Raw genomic sequence first — 19,590 nt, forward strand, 5'->3', positions numbered from 1 at the left:
CGCACCAGAGGCGTAAGTGTTTAGACGCAAAAACCCCTCCCGCGGTTCCTTACAGGCAACACGCGGGAGGGGCGGAGGGGACGTCGAAACGCAGACTACGAATTAGGGAACGTGATGTCCGGCTTGTCTAGCTCCTCGATATTGACATCCTTGTACGTAATTACGCGGACGTAGCGCACAAAACGCACCGCACGGTACATGTCCCACACCCAACAATCCGACATACGGACCTCGTAGTACACATCGTTGCCGTCTTTGTGCGGGATCAACTCGACAGCATTCGCAAGGTAGAAACGACGCTCCGTCTCCACAACAAACGAGAACTGGCTCGCGACGTCTCGATACTCGCGATACAGCGACAGCTCGACGTCGGCCTCGTAATTGTCCAGATCCTCAGCACTCATGCGGTGCCCCCTTCGTAAATCTCAACGGCAGTTCTCACATTGGCATAACTATAACGATGTTGCGGCGTCGCCCCGTGGCGGCGCACCGCATCCATGTGCGCCTTCGTGCCATACCCCTTGTGGCGCTCCAAGCCATACCCCGGGTACTGCTCCGCGTAGCCATCGAGGAGATGGTCGCGGCTCACTTTGGCTAGCACACTGGCGGCGGCGATGCACCGGGCACTCGCGTCACCGCCGATAATCGGCAGTTGTGGTACGGGCAAACCCGCGATATGGAAGGCGTCGACAAGCGCGTACCGCGCCTCCGTCTCTAGCTGCGCAACTGCGCGCCGGGCCCCGTCAATGTTGGCATGCTGCACCCCGCGGTGATCAATCTCGCTGGCGGGCACGTGCACGATCGAGTACGCGAGCGCGTGCTGGCAGATGATGTCAAAGAGTGCTTCTCGACGCTTCGCCGTCAACTGCTTGGAATCCGTCAACCCCTCAAGTTGCCGTATCGGCTGCGGTGGTAGCACGCACGCGGCGACTGTCAGTGGCCCGAAGCAGGCGCCCCGGCCGGCCTCGTCAACCCCGACGACTGGTCCGAGCCCTGCTTTTTCGAGCGCCACCTCGTACGTCCGAAGCTGCTTCAAACGACGCACCACAGCTCACACACCAAGCGTAGGGCTACTGCTGGATCGCTGGGTCGTCGACGCCACCAAAACGCTGGAGTGGGAACACAATCGCAAGAACTTTTCCGCGAAGGTTCTCCTCCGGGATCGTGCCCTGGTACTCATCACCAAGGTGGTAGCGCGAATCAGCGGAATTCGTGCGGTTATCACCCATCATGAAGTAGTTCCCATCAGGGACAGTTACCGGGCCGAAATAATTACCACCGCAAGCGTCGGACCCAGTCTGAGGATCCACCGGGTAGTAGTTCGGCTGCAGCGTGTACGACTGGTCGATCGGCTTTCCATCCACCATCACCGCCGGATCCCCCTCCTGGCAGGACACCGTCTGGCCACCCTTCGCGATGATGCGCTTGACCAACGTGTTCTCATCCTTCGGCACCAGCCCCACCCAGGAGGACACCTCCTGCAGACCAGCAATGGCCGGGTTGTCGGAGCGGTTAGTGACGAAGCCGGTATTCCACGAGTCAGTCCCCTTAAACACGACGACGTCACCCGGCTCCGGATCAGAGAAGTAGTAGGACACCTTCTCCACGAAGATGCGATCACCCTTGCCGTCCTGCCCATGCAACGTCGGCTCCATCGACGCAGAAGGAATCACATAGAGGCGGCCAATGAATGTCTGAATAATGAAGATGAACACCAAGGTGAGTACAACGACCATCGGGATTTCGATGTACCACGGCATGGATTTTTCTTCAGATGCGCTCTTTTCGTTCACCCGCAACACTCTAGCAGCGCAACAAAACACCCCGCACCTTACGAAGCGTAAGTGTGCGGGGTGCTGCGCAAGAAGCGGGTATGCGCTTAGCGACGCTCCTTGATGCGGGCAGCCTTGCCGCGCAGGTCGCGCATGTAGTACAGCTTTGCGCGACGTACGTCACCCTTGCGGACGACCTCAATCTTCTCCAGGTTCGGGGAATGTACCGGGAAGGTACGCTCAACACCGATACCGAAGGAAACCTTGCGGACCGTGAACGTCTCACGGATGCCGTCACCCTGACGACGAACGACGAAGCCAGTGAAGACCTGGGTACGGGTGACCGAACCCTCGATAACCTTGACGTGTACGTCGAGGGTATCGCCCGGACGGAAGTCAGGGATATCGTCGCGCAGCTGGCCTGCGTCTACAAGATCAATAATGCCGTTGCTCATTGAAGCAATCCTTTACGTTTCTGGACAGAGGACCCTAGCGGCTTTTTCCACAGGTGGACGCTCGGCTGGTTCATGTCGCTTACAATAACCCGCACGATTTTACATGCGAGCACGTCACTTCCCAAATCCGGCACGCTTGAGTGCATCCGCCATCGAACCGCCCTGCGGCGCACCTCCAGCGCGACCTCGCTGGCGCTTCCCACCCTGACGGCTCGGCTTCTGCTGCGGCTTCTTCCCGCGTGAAGACTCACGCTTCTGTTCGCTCCCCGGCTCATCATCCAGGCGCAGCGTGAGGCTAATTCGCTGGCGCTGCACGTCCACCTCGAGGACCTTCACCTTCACCACTTCACCCGAGCGCACGACCTCGTGCGGGTCCTTCACAAAAGAATGGCTCATCGCAGACACGTGCACGAGGCCATCCTGGTGCACGCCGACGTCCACAAACGCGCCGAACGCGGCGACGTTGGTGACCGTCCCTTCCAGAATCATGCCCGGCTGGAGGTCAGACACCTTGTGTACGCCTTCTTTAAAAGTGGCCGTCTTAAACTCCGGACGCGGATCCCGTCCTGGTTTTTCCAACTCGGCAAAGATATCCGTGATGGTTGGGACGCCGAAGGTGTCGTCGGCAAAGTCCTGCGGACGTAGACCCGACAGCACTCTGCTGTTACCAACGAGTGCCGCAGTGTCCACCCCAGATTGCTGAGCGATGCGCTCCACAACGGGGTAGGCCTCCGGGTGCACAGCGGAGCCATCAAGCGGATTCTCTCCGCCTTGGATGCGTAGGAAGCCGGCCGACTGCTCGAAGGCCTTCGGCCCAAGTCGCGGCACCTTCTTCAGCTCCTTGCGCGAAGCAAACACACCATGTTCATCGCGGTAGGCAACGATGTTCTTTGCGATCGTCGGCGTCACGCCAGCGACTCGTTCCAGCAGCGGTACCGACGCCGTATTGACGTCCACCCCGACTGAGTTCACCGCGTCCTCCACCACGGCGTCCAACGACTGCGCGAGCGCCGCCTGATTCACATCGTGCTGGTACTGCCCCACGCCAATTGACTTCGGGTCGACCTTGACCAGCTCCGCAAGCGGGTCCTGGAGGCGCCGCCCAATCGAGACCGCGGAACGCAGTGACACATCCATGTCCGGAAACTCCTGAGCCGCGATCTCAGAAGCCGAGTACACCGACGCACCCGATTCCGACACCACCACCGGAACAGGCCTGCGCCCGCCCGCTGCTGCGATCATGTCCGCGACCTCTCGTGCAAGCTTCTCCGTCTCCCGCGACGCCGTGCCGTTACCAATCGCGATGAGCTCCACGCCGTGTTCCGCCACGGTGTTCGCGAGCACCTGCACCGCCTGCTGCCATTGGTTCTGCGGTTGGTGTGGGTAGACGATCGCGGTTGCGAGCACCTTCCCCGTGCCATCTACGGTCGCTGTTTTTACACCGTTCCTGTAACCCGGATCCAGCGCCAGGGTCGCGCGTTGACCGGCAGGAGCGGCCAGCAGCACATCGCGAAGATTCGTGCTGAAGACGTCCAGAGCCGCCTCATCGGCACGCTCCTTAAGACGCATCCGCGTATCCAAATTAGAAGAGACCTGCAGCTTTGTCTTCCATGCCCACCGCACGGCCTTCGCCAGCCACGGGCTCTTTTCACAGTTAAGGTCGAAACGGTTCGCGATCATCCCCTCGTACGCCGCATCATCTCCGGCGTCCAAATCCAGCGAAAGCACGCCTTCCTGCTCTCCGCGCAGCAGCGCTAAAATGCGGTGCGACGGCAACGAGGTGAATGGCTCGCTGAAGTCGAAATAGTCGCGGAACTTCGCACCCTCGTTCTCCTTGCCTTCGACGACGCTCGAACGCATCGTTCCGGACTCGTACACCTTGTCGCGGACCTCGCCGACGAGATCCGCATCGGTGGCGATCCTGTCAACCAAGATCGCGCGGGCACCGTCCAGCACCGCTTTCGTGTCGGCGAACCCCTCACAGACATAGCTTGCTGCCTCGGTCTCGGCGTCGGCCGAAGGGGCGTCAATAAGCGAGTCAACGAGCGGCTCGAGACCGGCCTCACGCGCGATATCCGCCTTGGTCTTCCTGCGCTTCTTATACGGCAGGTAGAGATCCTCGACGCGCGCCTTCGTATCCGCACCCATGATGAGCGCCTTGAGCTCATCAGTGAGTTTGCCCTGCTCCTCGATCGCCTCAATGACCGAAGCCTTGCGCTCCTCAAGCTCGATCAAATACGCATTGCGCTGCTCAATGTGGCGCAGCTGTGTGTCATCCAAGCCACCTGTAGCTTCCTTCCGGTAGCGAGAAATGAATGGGACCGTATTCCCCTCTGCCAACAGTTGCAGCGCAGCCTCAACGTGGCGTGGCGCTACCTGGAGTTCCGATGCAATGGTCTCAGCAATGAACGTCATTCCGGACATTCTAATGCTTATGCGTTCCCATCCACGAGGCGGGTCAATCCGTACCAGTAGGTGCCTCTGGGCAGGCCTGCGACCACCGCTTGCGTCGCAGCGTCCAGCTCGAGCGCGGTGCGGCCGCGCACCTCGAGCCTGCACAAAGACTCAAGAGGCGGATGCCCCTCCTTCAACAGGTAATCGGTCTCAAGAATCGACTCATCCTCGCAGTGCGGTCCGATCGGCTCCAGTGAGATTTTGGGCTCGCGATAACCAGCCTTGCGCAACGCACGGGCCAAAGACTTGCGCGCCTTCGGCCAGCGCTTCTCGTCGACGAGCACCTGCATTGCCGTCACGACGTCGCGGCCGTACAGCGCAAACTCGTCATCCTCATCGAGCTCGGCGGCGTCCAATAGCTCCGGGCGGACTTGCTGGGTGCGCAGCAGCGATGCATCGCGCCGGTAGCGCCCCACCTTGGCGTGATCACCCGAAAAGAGCACGTCCGGGGCGTCGATCCCGCGCCACGTTCGTGGCTTTGTGTAGCTCGGCCCCTCAAGCAACCCATCGGAAAAACTATCGTCCTCGTGGCTTTGCGTATTGCCCAGCACCCCGGGGATCAGGCGGGTGACGGCCTCCGCGATCACCAACGTAGCCACCTCCCCGCCGATGAGCACGTAATCGCCGACAGAGACCTCGCGCACCCGGTACCGCTGCTGGGCGTCAACAAAGACTCGCTGGTCAATACCCTCGTAGCGGCCACAAGCAAACACGATGTGGGACTCGCGCGACCACGCCTGCGCATCCTGCTGCGTAAACGGAGATCCCGCCGGAGTAGGCACAATCAGCAGTGGTTGCTCAGCAGACTCGCCTTCGCGGACATCACTAACTTCATACGGCCGTGGCGCGACGGCGTGGACCTCATCGTGGCGGGCCTTGTCATTGCGGTGCGGTGCGGCGGAACGCAACCCTTCGCCTTCGTTGCCAGCTGCCACGGCATCAAGCGCCTCACCCCACACATCCGGGCGCATCACCATACCAGGCCCGCCGCCGAGCGGAGGGGCGTCGACAGACTTATGTACACCAAGCCCCCACTGTCGAAGATCATGCACGCGGACGCTCACAATCCCCTGCTCAATCGCCTTGCCCAACAACGCGTGGCGCAGCGGCTCAAGGTATTCGGGGAAAATGGTGACAATGTCGAGCCTCAAGGTGTGCCTAGACATCGAGTAAACCCTCTGGCGGGGTGATGGACAGGAAGCCCTTCTCCAGATCTACTTCGGGCACAATATCGCTCACGAACGGCACGAGGACCTCACGGCCGTCGTACTCAACCTCCAGAATCTGGCGCCCCGGCGTATGCATCACACCTGTGACCTGCCCGATCGCCTCCCCATCAAGACGCACGTTCAGTCCAATCAATTCGTGATCGTAGAACTCATCCGGGTCCGCGTCCTCCCCGCGTTCAAGCGGCGCCGCGAAGAACTTCAGCCCTCGCAGCCCCTCAGCGGCGGTACGGTCCGGCACCTCTTCGAAGCTGAGCAACAGGCGTCCTTTGTGCGGGCGGGCCGTCGCAACGGTGAGTTCAACTTCCTTCCCCGTTTGCGTACCGCGCAGCTTGCTGCCCACCGCGAAGCGAACCTCGGGCTGGTCCGTGTGCACTTCCACCGCGACTTCGCCCTTAATACCGTGAGTCTTCACGACCCGACCAATCAGTAGCTCCATGCTCAATTACCCTACTTTTCGACGCCCACTTCGCAAACAAAAAACGGCACGCCCTCCGACCACACGGATCGGGAACGTGCCGTTGCTAGGTTCGGATTAGTCCTCGGACTCCTCAGCTGGGGACTCCTCTTCAGCGGACTCCGCAGCCTCAGCAGCTGCAGCTGCCTCAGCCTCTGCGGCAGCCTTGGCCTCAGCCTCTTCTTTTGCCTTCTTGCGCTTCTCGGTGATCGCCTCAGCGGTCGGGCCGTTGTTGGCCTCCTCGAGAGCCTTGTTGAACAGGTCAAGCTTGGATGGCTTCTCCTCAGCAACCTTGAGGGTGCCCTCAGCACCGTCGAGGCCCTTGTGCTTCTGCCAGTCGCCGGTAATCTTCAGCAGAGCGAGCACAGGCTCGGTCGGCTGCGCACCAACGCCGAGCCAGTACTGAGCACGCTCGGAGTCGATCTTGATGAGGGAAGGCTCCTGCTTCGGGTGGTAGATACCGATGTTCTCGACAACCTTGCCATCACGACGAGCCTTCGCGTCAGCGATAACAACACGGTACTGCGCGTTACGGATCTTACCGACGCGCTGCAGCTTAATCTTTACAGCCATGAAAATCTTCCTTTACGGTCACCGGGCAGTACAGACACCCGCCAACACGATAGGCGGGCCGGTTCAACCCTTCTTCTTTACCCTGCGCGTGACTGGTTGGGCGACATCGCGCATCTCTGCACGTGACGGGTCCAACGCGAACGCAGTTTGGTCCTGTTCAAAACCTGCATACACAGATAATCAACCTGAAAGAGGTTACCCCATAGCGAACCAATTCCCAAACAGGACTTGTTATCTAGGCAGATAGTTACCATTTGCCTGCCTGTTGCGGGTATCGTCTTTTCAGTTGCCCGCCGAAAAATAGCATGAAGCGTAATGAGGGCGCGAAACAATCTGAGAGTACACGAGGTTTTTCAGCATGCCTGCACCGAGCACGAAACGCTCAACCGCATACCGCGTCGACCTTGACGGGCTTCGAGGCTTTGCTATCGCACTAGTCGTCTTGTTCCACGTCTACGTCGGCCGAGTCTCAGGCGGCGTCGACGTCTTCTTGCTGCTGTCTGGATACTTCTTCCTCGGCGGCCAGATCCGCTACGCAATGCGCCCAAACCCAAGCCTCAACCCCTGGTGGCCACTGTGGCGCACTATTCGACGCCTCGTTCCAGCACTTGCGCTCACTGTCCTGGCAACCATGCTTGGCGTGATGCTGCTCGCCCCCGAACTCATGGGCGTGGAACTCTCCAAGCAGTTCACCGCCTCCATGCTGTACTACCAAAACTGGGAGCTGATCGCCCAAGATGCGGATTATGCGGCGGCAAGCCAGGACACCTCGCCGCTGCAACACCTGTGGTCAATGAGTGTGCAGGGCCAGTTCTACGTTTTCGCCATTTTGTTGGGGACGCTGCTGGCCTTCTTGATCTGGAAGTGCAAAGTTCCGGCTGTCATTGCCAAGCGAGGCGCGATCACGCTGCTCGCCATTATCACCGTTGCTTCGTTCGCATACGCTGCGCGCTTCGGCTTCGTCGGTACGGGCCAGAACTACTACTCCACCTTCTCCCGTGCGTGGGAGCTCGCGCTCGGTGGGTTGCTTGCCTTCGTGCCAACCAGCCGTTTCCTGCCACAGCGCACAGCCGCGTGGACTGCGGGCCTTGGCGTTGTGATGATTTCGATTACCGGCATCGTCGTCACCACTTCACTCGCGTTCCCCGGCCCTGTCACGCTGCTGCCACTCACTGGCGCCGCGCTGATTGTCATGAGTGGCAACCAGAACTCGGTCTCAAACATTCTGGCGTCGAAGCCGATGACGTGGCTAGGCAGCATCGCCTATTCCCTCTATCTTTGGCACTGGCCGTTGCTCATCATTGTCACTCTTGCTGGAGGGTTCGGGACTCCTCCGTGGTGGGTTGGCACCCTCGTCATCGCGGTTTCGCTCGGACTCGCACACGTCACACACCTGCTGGTAGAAGACCCGCTGCGTCAACACCGCAAGCGCCCGCAATCGACCGATACACCGGTTATCGACGCCCGCTCGACGCTGCGCACCCGCACCGGCATTGGCCGCGCAGGCGGCGGCGTGCTGGTTTCCGTGCTCGTTGCCACTATTTTTGCAATCCAACCGCTTTGGAATCAGCGCATCGAGGACGCAGACCGCGATCTTCCGGAGGACCTTTACCCGGGCGCCCTCGCCATTGCTGGTGCTGAAGTCCCAGACGTCAAGCCACAGCCCGATCCGGCCCTGATTGCGGGCATCTACCCACCTATCGGCGTAGACGAGTGCATGATCATGATCCCCCAACCGGCAACGGACATGCCTCGTCCCGACTGCCAGTACGGCGACCTCGAGTCCGACGTCACTGTAGTGATGACCGGCGGGTCCCACATCGAGCCGTACGTCGTGCCCCTCGACAAGCTCGGGAAAGAGCACCACTTCCGGGTCATTCCGTACGTACGGCAGGAGTGCCCGATTGTCATCGGCGGTGCCGACAGAGACGAGTTCGTCAGCGATGTATGCGCTCAATGGTCGGAGCTTGCGTTCCAGAACATCGTCGAGATGAACCCGGACCTGGTGATTTCAAACTCCACACGCCCCGAGGGCCACGCAGGCGGTGCAGCGTTTTCCACGGACAAGGTCCCCGACGCCTACGCGAACCTGTGGCAGAACTTCGCCTACTACGGCATCCCGTTCGTTGGTTTGCGCGATAACCCATGGATGTTCACCCCAGAAGGCGATCCTATGGACCCGAACCTCTGCATCGTTGCTGGTGCCTCCGAACGCGACTGCTCAGCACTGCGCAGCACAATCTACGGGCCCGAGGACCCAGCAACCTCGTACCTCTTGCCCGAGAATCACCAGTGGTCTATCGATACCGCTGACTGGTTCTGCGACGACAAGTTTTGCCCGCCACAGCGTGGCAACGTGTACATCTACCGCGACCAGAACCACATCTCGAACGCCTACGCAGCAACGCTCGCTCCGCTTCTGTGGGCTGAGCTGATGCCGATCTTCGAAGAGCTAGGCCTGCTCCCGGGGCCCGCCACGGATCCCACACCGAGCTTGGAAATGGACGCACCCGCTACGCAGTAGCGTGCGAGCACGATAGCAAAGGGCCGGTACGGATGCCCGTACCGGCCCTTCAGCGTTTTGCTGACTACTTCTTCTTGCCCATGCGCTTCATCGCTGCGCCGAAGTCAAGATTGTTGAGGTCAAGCCCCTCCATACCTGGAGGAAGTTGTTCCTGCATCTTCTGCAGATCCTCCATGCCAGGCATTCCCGGCATCTGTGGCATGCCCGGCATCTTCGGGCCTCCACCACGGCGCTTCGCGGGCTTGCGCTTCCCGTTCTTGCCCCTGCGTCCCTTGGGCTTCTTCTTCGTCGCGGAGCGTCCGCCACCCATGCCCGGCATTCCTGGTAGGCCGAACTGGTTGGCCATCGCGCCCATCATCTTCTTCGCCTCGAAAAAGCGTTCAACGAGCTGGTTGACGTCAGAGACTTTCACGCCGGAACCAACAGCGATGCGCTTCCTGCGCGACGCATTGAGGATCTTCGGGTTCGCGCGTTCCTCAGGCGTCATACCGCGGATGATTGCCTGGATGCGGTCCAGCTGCTTCTCATCAACCATGTCCGCCATCTGGTTCATCTGCTTGCCGCCAGGCATCATCTTGAGCAGATTGCCGATCGGGCCCATGCGGCGGATCATCAGCATCTGGTTCAGGAAGTCTTCAAGCGTGAGCTCCCCAGTGCCGAGTCGGCTCGCGGCCTCCTCAGCTTCCTTCTGGTCGAAGACGGTCTCCGCGTGCTCAATGAGTGAGAGCAGGTCGCCCATACCGAGGATGCGACTCGACATGCGCTCCGGGTGGAAGACATCAAAGTCATCGAGCTTCTCACCTGTGGACGCGAATAGGATCGGCTTGCCGGTGACTTCACGGATGGACAGGGCTGCACCACCGCGGGCGTCACCGTCGAGCTTCGTCAGCACAACGCCGGTAAAGTCCACGCCGTCTGCGAAGGCCTGCGCAGTCGTGACCGCGTCCTGACCGATCATCGCATCGATCACAAACAGGACTTCATCAGGCTGGACTGCATCACGGATGTTACGGGCCTGCGTCATCAGCGTTTCGTCAATACCCAAACGGCCCGCGGTATCGATGATCACCACGTCGTGCTTGTTTTGCTTCGCGTGCTCAATACCAGCCTGCGCCACCGCGACAGGGTCGCCGTGGGAAGTGCCCATCTCGTGCTCAAACGAGTCGATGGACGTGCCAGGATCCGGAGCGAACGTTGCAACCTCGGCGCGCTCACCCACAATCTGGAGCTGCTGCACCGCGCCCGGGCGCTGGAGGTCACAGGCCACCAGCAGCGGTGTGTGTCCTTGTTTTGCCAGGTGGCGGGACAGCTTACCTGCCAGGGTGGTCTTACCAGCACCCTGTAGACCTGCCAGCATGATGACGGTCGGCGGTGTCTTTGCAAAGTTGAGGCGTCGAGTCTCTCCGCCCAAAATGGCGGTCAGCTCCTGGTCAACAATCTTGACCACTTGCTGTGCCGGGTTCAGCGCCTCTGAAACGTCGGAGCCCAAAGCGCGCTCTTTCACGCGCTTAATGAAGGCGCGTACGACAGTCAGCGAGACGTCAGCCTCCAGCAGCGCGATCCGAATCTCACGTGCTGTGGCGTTAATGTCAGCCTCGGTGAGCTTGCCTTTGCCGCGCAAGCCTCCAAGCGCTGATTGTAAGCGGTCAGACAGTGACTCGAACACAGTGCGTTGCTCCCTTAACTAATTCATTCTTCGGTAATGAGACAGAACGCACCTAGCCTAGCGCCTTTCCGCCCAACTGTTCACATCACGCCAGGCTATCCCAGCAGAGCATCCACAAAGCTCTCTACTTCAAACGGCGCGAGGTCATCGGCGCCTTCGCCAAGACCCACAAGTTTGACCGGCACGCCTAGTTCCTCTTGCACCTGGAACACAATGCCGCCCTTCGCGGTACCGTCCAGCTTCGTCAGCACCACGCCGGTGATATCGACGACGTCACGGAACACTCGCGCCTGCGCAATGCCGTTTTGTCCAACCGTTGCATCCAGTACCAGGAGCACCTCATCAACGGTGGATTTCTTTTCGACGACCCGTTTCACCTTACCCAGCTGATCCATCAAGCCAGTCGAGGTGTGCAGACGGCCCGCTGTGTCGACAAGCACGACATCCGCACCCTCTTGCACGCCGGTCGCCACGGCGTCGAACGCGACAGAGGCAGGGTCCGCGCCTTCTGCTCCGCGGACCGTAGAGGCGCCTACCCGACGCCCCCACGTCTCCAGTTGGTCTGCCGCAGCAGCGCGGAATGTATCCGCAGCGCCAAGTACCACCGAGTGGCCCATCGCTACGAGTACGCGTGCAAGCTTGCCCGTCGTGGTGGTCTTACCCGTGCCGTTGACACCGACTACCAGGATCACAGCGGGCTTGCCTTCGTTCGGCATTGCGTGAATCGAACGATCGAGCTCTGGCTTCGCGGCTTCGATCAGGGTTTCTCGCAGCATTGCGCGTGCTTCAGCCTCAGATGTCACGCCTCGCTCGGCAATCTTCTGACGCAGTGCATCGGTAATGCGCATGGTCAGATCCGCACCGATATCCGCCATGATGAGGGTGTCTTCGATCTCTTCCCACGCGTCCTCGTCGAGGTCGCCCGCGGTAAGAATGCCAAGCAGCCCTTGGCCAATCGCGTTCTGCGAGCGCGACAGGCGCCCGCGCAGCTTGCCCATCCGGCCTGCGGCTGGCGCGATTGCCTCGACAGGCTCGGAGGAGACTGGTTCGCTGACAATTGCGTCCTCGGTCGGTTCGGCGCCGTCTTCCAGGGCACGTTCCGCCCCGTCAACCGTTGCTGCGGCTGCGTCCGCTGCCTCTTGTGCTTCTTCGATGTCTTGGTGTTCGACGTCTGCTTCGTCGGAGGCGGGTTCTGCAGGCGCGGGCGCCTTTGGCTCTTCCGCGACCAGTGTCGGTTCCGGCTCCTTCTCAACCTCAGGTTTCGGTTCTACTGCAGGTTCAGAGTCGGCCTGCGGTTCCGGTACAGCCACCGGCTCAGGCTTTTCGGACTGAGTTTCCTCAACTGGCTCCGGCTCAGGCGCAGGCTCAGACGTCGACCCCTCGTCTACAAGCGGCTCAGGCTCCGGCATTGGCACAGCCTGAGCGGGCTTCGGATCGGAGGGGGCGTCGACACGCGGGATAGGTTCCTTTTCCTTCACTCCTGCTTGAGCGAAATTAAAACCCCCCTTTGCCTGGTAGTTTCCAGACTTCTCCTGCTGGGTAAGTTCTTTCGGCTCCTCGGTCTTTTCAAAGGAAACAGACTTTGCCGATTTCCGTTTATTGCCAACAATGATGATGCCCACAATGAGAATCACGAGCACCACAGCTGCGATTGCAATCCATAACGAGTACGTAGTCATGACTTCCATAGTGCCAAAGGCGCCCAAAAACTGTGTGGAATACCCCATTTATGCCAACAACGTGGTTGAATAAGGTTTATGAATACTCCCCCATTTTTGAAGAATCTGCCACAAGACGTTGCCCAATGGATCCTGCCAGTCCTCACAACACTGATTTCGCTGGCCGTCGGACTTGGCATCATTGCCTCAAGTGGCCAGCTTGGCAGCTCAAAGGTAGACGTGCCGAGCGTTGGCACCGACGCGCCGAAGGAGGCAGTGCCAGCGACTGGTGAGGCGCTCACCACCGCACTGAACACCACCTGGGCACCACTGCCGTTGTATGACGGCGCTACTGTCCAATTTGTCAAGGAAGATAAGGGCTACGTGCTTGTAGGCGGTCCATGCAACGGCTACGGCGTCGGCTTCACCATTGACGAAGCAACTGGTGCGGTCTCCACGTTCAAGACGCCGACGACGAGGAAGGCATGCCCGTCTGAGGACACCATCTGGGAAAACACCACCAGCGACTTGCTGAAGCAGACCACGAGCCTGAAGGTGCTCGGCCAGGATAAACTCTTCGCAGTTGGTCCTGAGGGAACACTGGAGCTTGTTGTAAAGAACTAACCCCCGCACCCCTATTTATGCGTCCGGATCGGAGTCAGGAGCTGACCCCGCCGGGCGCATTCTTTGTGAGAGCACCCTCGTTACACCATCACCGCGCATGGTGACACCGTAGAGCACGTTCGCCACATTCATGGTCGGCTTCTGGTGCGTGATCACAATGAGCTGCGAGTCCTGCCGCAGCTCCTCGAGCAGCGCGATCAATCGGCGCAGATTCACGTCATCGAGCGCTGCCTCCACCTCGTCCAGCACGTAGAACGGGCTCGGGCGCGCTCGGAAAATCGCCACCAGAAACGCCAGAGCAGTCAGCGACTTCTCCCCACCTGAAAGCAGTGACAGCCGCTTGACGCGCTTGCCCGGTGGGCGCGCCTCGATCTCGATACCGGTAAGCAGCATGTCATCTGGTTCCGTGAGTATCAGGCGGGCTTCCCCACCGGGAAACAGCGTATGGAACACACGTGGAAACTCCTCCTCCACGTCGTGCCAGGCATCCGTGAAGAGCTGCAGAATGTGGGCGTCGACATCCTCGATGACGTCGAGCAAGTCCTTTCGAGCCTGAATCACATCGGCAAGCTGGGTAGAGAGGAACGTATAGCGTTCCTCAAGCGCCTTAAACTCTTCGAGAGCCAGCGGGTTCACCTTCCCCAAAGAGCGCAAGTCTTTTTCGGCCTGGCGCAGTCGCTGGGTCTCAGTGGACTCGTCAAAGTCTTCTCCCGGCGCGAAGTTCGCGAGCAAGTCATCGACCGAAATACCGAGCGACTCGACGATCTTCTGCTGAGCTTCCTCAAGACGTACCTTCGCCTGCGACCTTGCAATGTCTGCGGCGTGCGCGCGGTCACTCAACCGATTCAGCTGCTGACGAGCAGCGCTGACCTGCGATCGCTCTTGTTGAATCCTGCCCTGCAGCGCAGCAAGCGTGCGCTGCAGCTCATCGCGCTGCGCGGTGGCTCGCTGTAATGCATCCTGGACTCGCGAGATCAGTACCTCCGTGTGTTCCTTCACGGCTCCGGCGAGCAGGGCTTGGGACCGCCGTCGTGCAACGGCTGCGTCATGACGCGCTTTTGCCTGGCGCTCGTTTTCCGCCTGGCGACGCAACGCATCGCCCTTCCCCGCAATCGCCTGAGCGCGCTGTTGCGTCTCACGAGCAGCGAGAACCGCTTCCAGTTCGAGCGCCTTCGCCTGCGTCAGTTGCTGGGATGCAGCATCGCGTGCCTCGGGCGAAGGGCCTTCCGCAGCAGGAGCGTCGTCGATGCGAGAAAGACGCTCCTGGGTTTCCAGCAGTTGCTCACGGCGCTGAGCGAGCCGCTGCTCTGCCTCCTCAAGCTGCTGCGCGGCACGGACGCGCTCTTGCTCGGCCGTGTCCGATTGCGCAGCCAAGCGCTGATGCTCACGCTGCCACGACGCAACCTCGGTGTCGTGCTCGCGCAGCGCTGCCTTCGCCGCCGCAACATTCACCCGCGCGTCCTCGGCTGCGAGCTGCGCTCCCTCAAACGTGCCCGAGAGCTCCGCCAACGCGTGCTCTGCGGTGTGTAGATCTCGCTGTGCGGCTTCAACCTGCGCACTCACCTCGACCGTAGACGCGCTCGCGATGCCTACCGACATCCAGCCTTCGCCGAATAGTGCCCCCTCTCGCGTCACAGCACGCAGTCGTGGGTCTGCCTTCACGACGTCCACGCCCTCCTGCGGCGTCTCCACTACAACAACGTCTGCTAACAGGCGCGCCACGGGGCCCGCGACCGAAACGTCGACGTCGAGGTGGTCGAGGAGCCAGTCATAGCACCCGTCGGTTTCAACACGCCACAGCGCGCCGCCGACTGCCTCAACGATGCTGGTACGATCTGCGGATTGCAGCTGCTCCACAACGTCCAAGTCGCGCTCGCCCACCAATGCCTCACTGAAGCCACCAAGCGCGGCAGCCAGCGCTCCTGCCAGGTCAGCAGGAGCCTTCACCAGTGATGCAAGCGCGGGATAGCCCCCGAGCATCTCCTCCGCGGTACGTGTTGGCATTTGGTGCTGCAGCGTCTCTATCTTCGACTGCAGCGTAAACACCGCCCGCTCATGCTCGCGCTGCTGCGTCTGTAGCTCCTGAAAGCGCTGCTCGGCGGCAGTGAGCTCCGAGCTTGCTTGCTCGTACTCATGGACGAGTGGCCCTCGGCGGGCTTCAAGCTCAGCAATCTTCTCAGCTACCTCCTCGGCTTCGCCGCGGGCGCTGTGGGCCCGCTCGCTGCTGAGTGAAAGCTGCTCTTCAAGCCGGGTTGCCTCTTGCTCACCTCCGAGCACGGCCTGCTGGTGCGCCTCCTCTTGCGCCACCAGCCGCACAACGCCCTCACGGCGATCCGCTACCGCCTGAATCTGCGCCACGTGTTCGCGTTCAGCTTCATCGAACGCAGCCTGGTATTCGGCAACGTCTTCCCGAACAACCTCAAGTCGCTCCGCGGCTTCCTCGGCAGCCTCAATGGCCACCTCATATTCTTCGTCCGCTGCTGCTGCCCGAGCGAGCAGCTCCTCTGGGTCTTGCCCGTGGTACTCAGTCTGCGTGTTCAGGTTGTGCGCGCGTTCCTGTGCGATGCGCAACGTCGCGTTCGCCCGTTCCTCGAGAGATGACAGTGCAAACCAAGTTTCCTGTGACTCCTGGGCACGCGGCTGTACCTCCCGTTGTTCTTCCTCGAGCTGCGCGTACTGTTCCTCAGCGCTCTCGAGCGACGCGGTCACGGTCTCGACCTGTTCTTCGAGCAGCTTCGCACTCTCGTCACTTTGTGCATGCGCTGCCTGCAACGTGACCATCTGGTGGCCGGCGAGGCGGAGCCGGGCGTCGCGAAGCGTGGCTTGCACAGTCGCGGCGCGCTTCGCGGCTTCGGCCTGGCGCTCCAGCGGCTTGAGCTGCTTGCCAAGCTCATCTGTCAGATCCTGCAGCCTGTCGACGTTGCCTTGCATCGACTGCAGCTTGCGCTGTGCCTTCTCTTTACGACGTCGGTGCTTCAGCACACCCGCGGCTTCCTCAATGAACGCTCGGCGCTCCTCAGGGCGCGACTCCAAAATCTCAGACAGCTTGCCCTGCCCGACGATGATGTGCATCTCGCGGCCAATACCGGAGTCCGACAACAGCTCCTGAATGTCCATCAGCCGGGCTTTCGAGCCGTTAATTTCGTACTCGGAAGCCCCATCACGGAACATACGTCGCGTGATCGCGACCTCCGTAAAGTCCACTGGAAGGTGCTTATCGCTGTTGTCGAAGGTGAGTGTTACCTCTGCGCGCCCTAGTGGCTTGCGGTCCCCCGCTCCCGCGAAGATGACATCCTGCATCTTCCCACCGCGTAGATTCTTCGCACCCTGCTCCCCCATCACCCAGGCAAGCGCGTCGACGACGTTCGATTTACCTGAGCCGTTCGGTCCGACAACAGCGCAGATGCCGGGCTCGAACTTCATCGTCGTCGAAGAAGCGAAGGACTTAAAGCCCTTCAGCGTCAACGATTTCAAATGCATTGTGGTGAGTTTACCGTTCGTGGAAGCCTTCCGCCCCACGAGGCTCACCGTACTGCGCGACTACTATGTCCACGCGGCCCGGTCGCCGTTGTGAGGAGGGTTGCTCCTCCAGCAGCCGCCTCAGATTCTCGACGTCCCCCTCGTCGCCTTCCGCGACCACTTCAACGCGGCCGTCGACAAGATTTTTCGCATACCCCTGTAGGCCGAGCTCCAAGGCCCGGCAGCGGGTCCACCAGCGGAACCCGACGCCTTGAACGTGCCCGTGCACAAACGCGGTCATACGAATGGTAGCCATCGGCTACTTCAAACCGCCCTGCTCGTTGTCTTCACCTACGGCGCGGGCCTCGGAAGCCGTGATGCGGTCCTCCAGGCTGCGGCGCGTGACCGGGTCGGAGCCGTCCCAGAACTCTACGTTCTTGACCTCAGGCATCATGTCGCGGTGGAACACCGGGTCGATGCCCTGGACGCGCTGCTCGTTGTAGTTCTTGAGCAGCTTGATGGCGACACCCGCAAGCGGGACGATCGCGATGATGTTGATGATGGCCATCGTGCCCGCCATCGTGTCGCCAAGCGACCACACCAGCGGAATCGAGCCGAACGCTCCGAAGAACACAAAGACGATGACACCGCAGCGGAAAATGTTCAGCACCGTCTTCGAGTCCGAGAGGTACTCAATATTCGCCTGCGCAAGGTAGTAGTTACCGATCACTGACGAGAACGCCAGGAAGAAGAGAATGAACGTGATGAAGTGCGTGCCCCACGCACCCACCGTTGCCGCCAAGGCGGACTGCGTCAACGATGCACCCTGTACATCATCCAAGCCGTAGTTGATCTCAGGGCCGAGCAGCACGACGAACGCCGTAATGGAGCACACAACGAGGGTGTCGAAGTACACGCCGAGCGTCTGCACCAGTCCCTGCTTCACCGGGTGCGATACCGTCGCAGTAGCCGCTGCGTTCGGAGCGGACCCCTGGCCGGCCTTGTTCGAGAACAGACCACGGCGCATACCCCAGACAAACGCCATACCCAGCGTCGCACCACCAACCTGCTTCAGCCCCAGGGCGTGGCCGACGATCAGCGCGATCATCCCTGGAACTTCCTGAATGTTCAGAATGACTACCAGCAGGCCAACCAGGATGTAGGCGACCGCCATGAAAGGAACGACGACCTGCGTGAAGTTCGCGATACGGGTCACACCGCCGAAGATGATGGCAGAAGTCAGGGCAGCAAGGATCACTGCCACAATCAGCTTCAGCGTCATCGAGTCGGAGCCAACAGAACCGCCGACGGCCTCAACGATGGAGTTCGTCTGAATTGCGTTGTACACAAAGCCATAGGTGAACGAGAGCGCAACAGCGAAGATCACGGCGAGCGGGCGCCACCCGAGTCCGCGCGTCATGTAGTAGGCGGGACCACCGTGGTAGTTGCCGCTTTCGTCTTTCGTCTTCCACAGCTGTGCGAGCGTGGACTCAACGAACGCGGTAGCGCCACCCACAATGGCGATCATCCACATCCAGAACACTGCGCCAGGCCCGCCAACCGAGATCGCGAGAGCGACACCAGCGATGTTGCCCGTGCCCACGCGGGAAGCAGCGGAAATGGTAAACGCCTTGAACGCAGAAATACCGCCGTATTCTTCGTCCAAATCGCGCCCGTCGCGGTCTTTGCCCTTCGGGGTCTCAGTGACCGCCTTGAACATTTCCGGAAGCAGTCGGACCTGTACGAACAAGGTACGTAGCCCGAAGTAGACACCCGCAGCAAGCAGGAGCCACGGGACAATGTCCCAGATGATGCCGTTGAGAGTTCCGTCAATGAACTCGGTTGCTTTTTCCATGCGGAGAATCCTAGTCGCAATGACAGGATTATTCGCGATTTTGCTCAGGATCCTGGCATGTTGGGCAGTAATAACTCGACCGCTGGTTCACGACCGTCTTCACAATGGCGTCCCCGCAGCGGGCGCAAGGTTCACCCGCGCGCCCGTAGGCATTCAGCGAGCGGGCAAAATACCCCGAGGCACCATTGACGTTCACGTACAAGGAGTCGAAGCTCGTTCCGCCTTGTGCAAGAGCACGCTCCATGACGTCACGTGATGCGTCGAGAAGCTCGACCGCACTCTCCTGAGCGAGTGTATCTGCCCGTTGCCACGGCGCGACGCGTGCCGCCCACATTGCCTCGTCAGCGTAGATGGATCCAATACCGCTGACTACGGCCTGATTCAACAACACCGTTTTGACCGCAGATCGCTTGTGCCGCATCAACTCTGCAGTTGTATCAACGTCGAAGCCTTCCTCGAACGGGTCCATCGCAATGTGGCTTGCACGTTCTGGGATGCCATCGTCAAGCTCGCAGTACTGCCACGAGCCGAATGTCCGCTGGTCAACGAATACCAGCTCAACGTCGCCCATCCTGGCACGAATTCGCGCATGCGGGCTATCTACGCTGCCCGGCGCGCCGACGAGCATCTGGCCGCTCATTCTAAGGTGCACCAGGAGGCAGGCTCCGTTCGGACAGCGTCAGCCAGAGGTACTTGCCACGGCGTCCGGTGCCCGTGACGCGGAGCCCGGGAAGAGTTGTTGCCAAATCGACGGTGTTATCCCTGACCGCCCTGGGGTGCGCGACCTCGATGCTGTCGAATGTCCTGCCAACAATGTGCTCGTTCAGGCCACGACGCACGACCTCAACTTCCGGCAGTTCGGGCATC

15 protein-coding genes and 1 pseudogene are annotated in these 19,590 nt (G+C 60.5%); 2 read left to right on the forward strand and 14 right to left on the reverse strand.

Annotation, left to right across the window (positions count from 1 at the left end; all coding sequences use genetic code 11):
* Positions 1 to 95: 95 nt before the first annotated feature.
* The 8 genes from R0V12_RS01925 to rpsP form a co-directional block, all read right to left on the reverse strand.
* Complete coding sequence (locus R0V12_RS01925) at positions 96 to 404, reverse strand: DUF2469 domain-containing protein (RefSeq protein ID WP_070362276.1); 309 nt, start codon at positions 402 to 404, stop codon at positions 96 to 98.
* On the reverse strand, positions 401 to 1,045 hold the full coding sequence (locus R0V12_RS01930) for a ribonuclease HII (RefSeq protein ID WP_070363483.1): 645 nt from the start codon (positions 1,043 to 1,045) through the stop codon (positions 401 to 403). Before R0V12_RS01930 ends, R0V12_RS01925 begins: the two co-directional genes overlap by 4 nt.
* 25 nt (positions 1,046 to 1,070) lie before the next feature.
* On the reverse strand, positions 1,071 to 1,760 hold the full coding sequence (gene lepB / locus R0V12_RS01935) for a signal peptidase I (protein WP_256000340.1): 690 nt from the start codon (positions 1,758 to 1,760) through the stop codon (positions 1,071 to 1,073).
* Positions 1,761 to 1,879: 119 nt separating this feature from the next.
* Positions 1,880 to 2,227 (reverse strand): 50S ribosomal protein L19, encoded by a 348-nt coding sequence (rplS, locus tag R0V12_RS01940; RefSeq protein ID WP_070362274.1) that lies wholly within the window; start codon positions 2,225 to 2,227, stop codon positions 1,880 to 1,882.
* A gap of 114 nt (positions 2,228 to 2,341) precedes the next feature.
* Positions 2,342 to 4,642: a Tex family protein gene (locus R0V12_RS01945; RefSeq protein ID WP_070976646.1), complete on the reverse strand. Its 2,301-nt coding sequence runs from the start codon at positions 4,640 to 4,642 to the stop codon at positions 2,342 to 2,344.
* Positions 4,643 to 4,659: 17 nt separating this feature from the next.
* Positions 4,660 to 5,847, reverse strand: coding sequence for a tRNA (guanosine(37)-N1)-methyltransferase TrmD (trmD, locus tag R0V12_RS01950; protein WP_320072715.1), 1,188 nt, complete (start codon positions 5,845 to 5,847; stop codon positions 4,660 to 4,662).
* Positions 5,840 to 6,352: a ribosome maturation factor RimM gene (gene rimM / locus R0V12_RS01955; RefSeq protein WP_320072716.1), complete on the reverse strand. Its 513-nt coding sequence runs from the start codon at positions 6,350 to 6,352 to the stop codon at positions 5,840 to 5,842. The genes trmD and rimM overlap by 8 nt, the downstream gene beginning before the upstream one ends.
* A 90-nt stretch (positions 6,353 to 6,442) precedes the next feature.
* A complete protein-coding gene (rpsP, locus tag R0V12_RS01960; protein WP_070362270.1) occupies positions 6,443 to 6,937 on the reverse strand; it encodes a 30S ribosomal protein S16 in 495 nt (164 codons plus the stop codon).
* Between the two features lie 358 nt (positions 6,938 to 7,295).
* Between rpsP and R0V12_RS01965 the strand changes: the two genes are divergently transcribed.
* Positions 7,296 to 9,461 carry an acyltransferase family protein gene (locus R0V12_RS01965; RefSeq protein ID WP_256041678.1) on the forward strand — a complete coding sequence of 722 codons (2,166 nt, stop codon included), beginning with the start codon at positions 7,296 to 7,298 and terminating at the stop codon, positions 9,459 to 9,461.
* Positions 9,462 to 9,525: 64 nt separating this feature from the next.
* On the opposite strand, the gene ffh is transcribed toward R0V12_RS01965, so the two are convergent.
* Positions 9,526 to 11,127, reverse strand: a complete 1,602-nt coding sequence (gene ffh, locus R0V12_RS01970) for a signal recognition particle protein (RefSeq protein WP_256059558.1) — start codon at positions 11,125 to 11,127, stop codon at positions 9,526 to 9,528.
* 95 nt (positions 11,128 to 11,222) lie between these two features.
* Positions 11,223 to 12,806: a signal recognition particle-docking protein FtsY gene (gene ftsY, locus R0V12_RS01975; RefSeq protein WP_320072717.1), complete on the reverse strand. Its 1,584-nt coding sequence runs from the start codon at positions 12,804 to 12,806 to the stop codon at positions 11,223 to 11,225.
* A 78-nt stretch (positions 12,807 to 12,884) separates the two neighbouring features.
* Between ftsY and R0V12_RS01980 the strand changes: the two genes are divergently transcribed.
* Entirely contained in the window at positions 12,885 to 13,409 is a 525-nt protein-coding gene (locus R0V12_RS01980; protein WP_070362267.1) for an META domain-containing protein, read from the forward strand.
* Positions 13,410 to 13,424: 15 nt separating this feature from the next.
* Here R0V12_RS01980 and smc read toward each other — a convergent pair whose 3' ends face one another.
* The 4 genes and pseudogenes from smc to mutM all read right to left on the reverse strand — a co-directional run bounded on the left by smc (position 13,425) and on the right by mutM (position 19,589).
* A complete protein-coding gene (gene smc, locus R0V12_RS01985) occupies positions 13,425 to 16,889 on the reverse strand; it encodes a chromosome segregation protein SMC (RefSeq protein ID WP_320072718.1) in 3,465 nt (1,154 codons plus the stop codon).
* A 10-nt stretch (positions 16,890 to 16,899) separates the two neighbouring features.
* Complete coding sequence (locus R0V12_RS01990) at positions 16,900 to 17,184, reverse strand: acylphosphatase (RefSeq protein ID WP_320072719.1); 285 nt, start codon at positions 17,182 to 17,184, stop codon at positions 16,900 to 16,902.
* Between the two features lie 3 nt (positions 17,185 to 17,187).
* Positions 17,188 to 18,723 carry an alanine/glycine:cation symporter family protein gene (locus R0V12_RS01995; protein WP_320072720.1) on the reverse strand — a complete coding sequence of 512 codons (1,536 nt, stop codon included), beginning with the start codon at positions 18,721 to 18,723 and terminating at the stop codon, positions 17,188 to 17,190.
* Between the two features lie 28 nt (positions 18,724 to 18,751).
* Positions 18,752 to 19,589: pseudogene (gene mutM / locus R0V12_RS02000) on the reverse strand (bifunctional DNA-formamidopyrimidine glycosylase/DNA-(apurinic or apyrimidinic site) lyase).
* Position 19,590 lies beyond the last annotated feature (1 nt).

Origin of the sequence: Corynebacterium sp. UMB2355A, assembly GCF_033877495.1 — a bacterium.
GTDB lineage: Bacteria > Actinomycetota > Actinomycetes > Mycobacteriales > Mycobacteriaceae > Corynebacterium > Corynebacterium pseudogenitalium.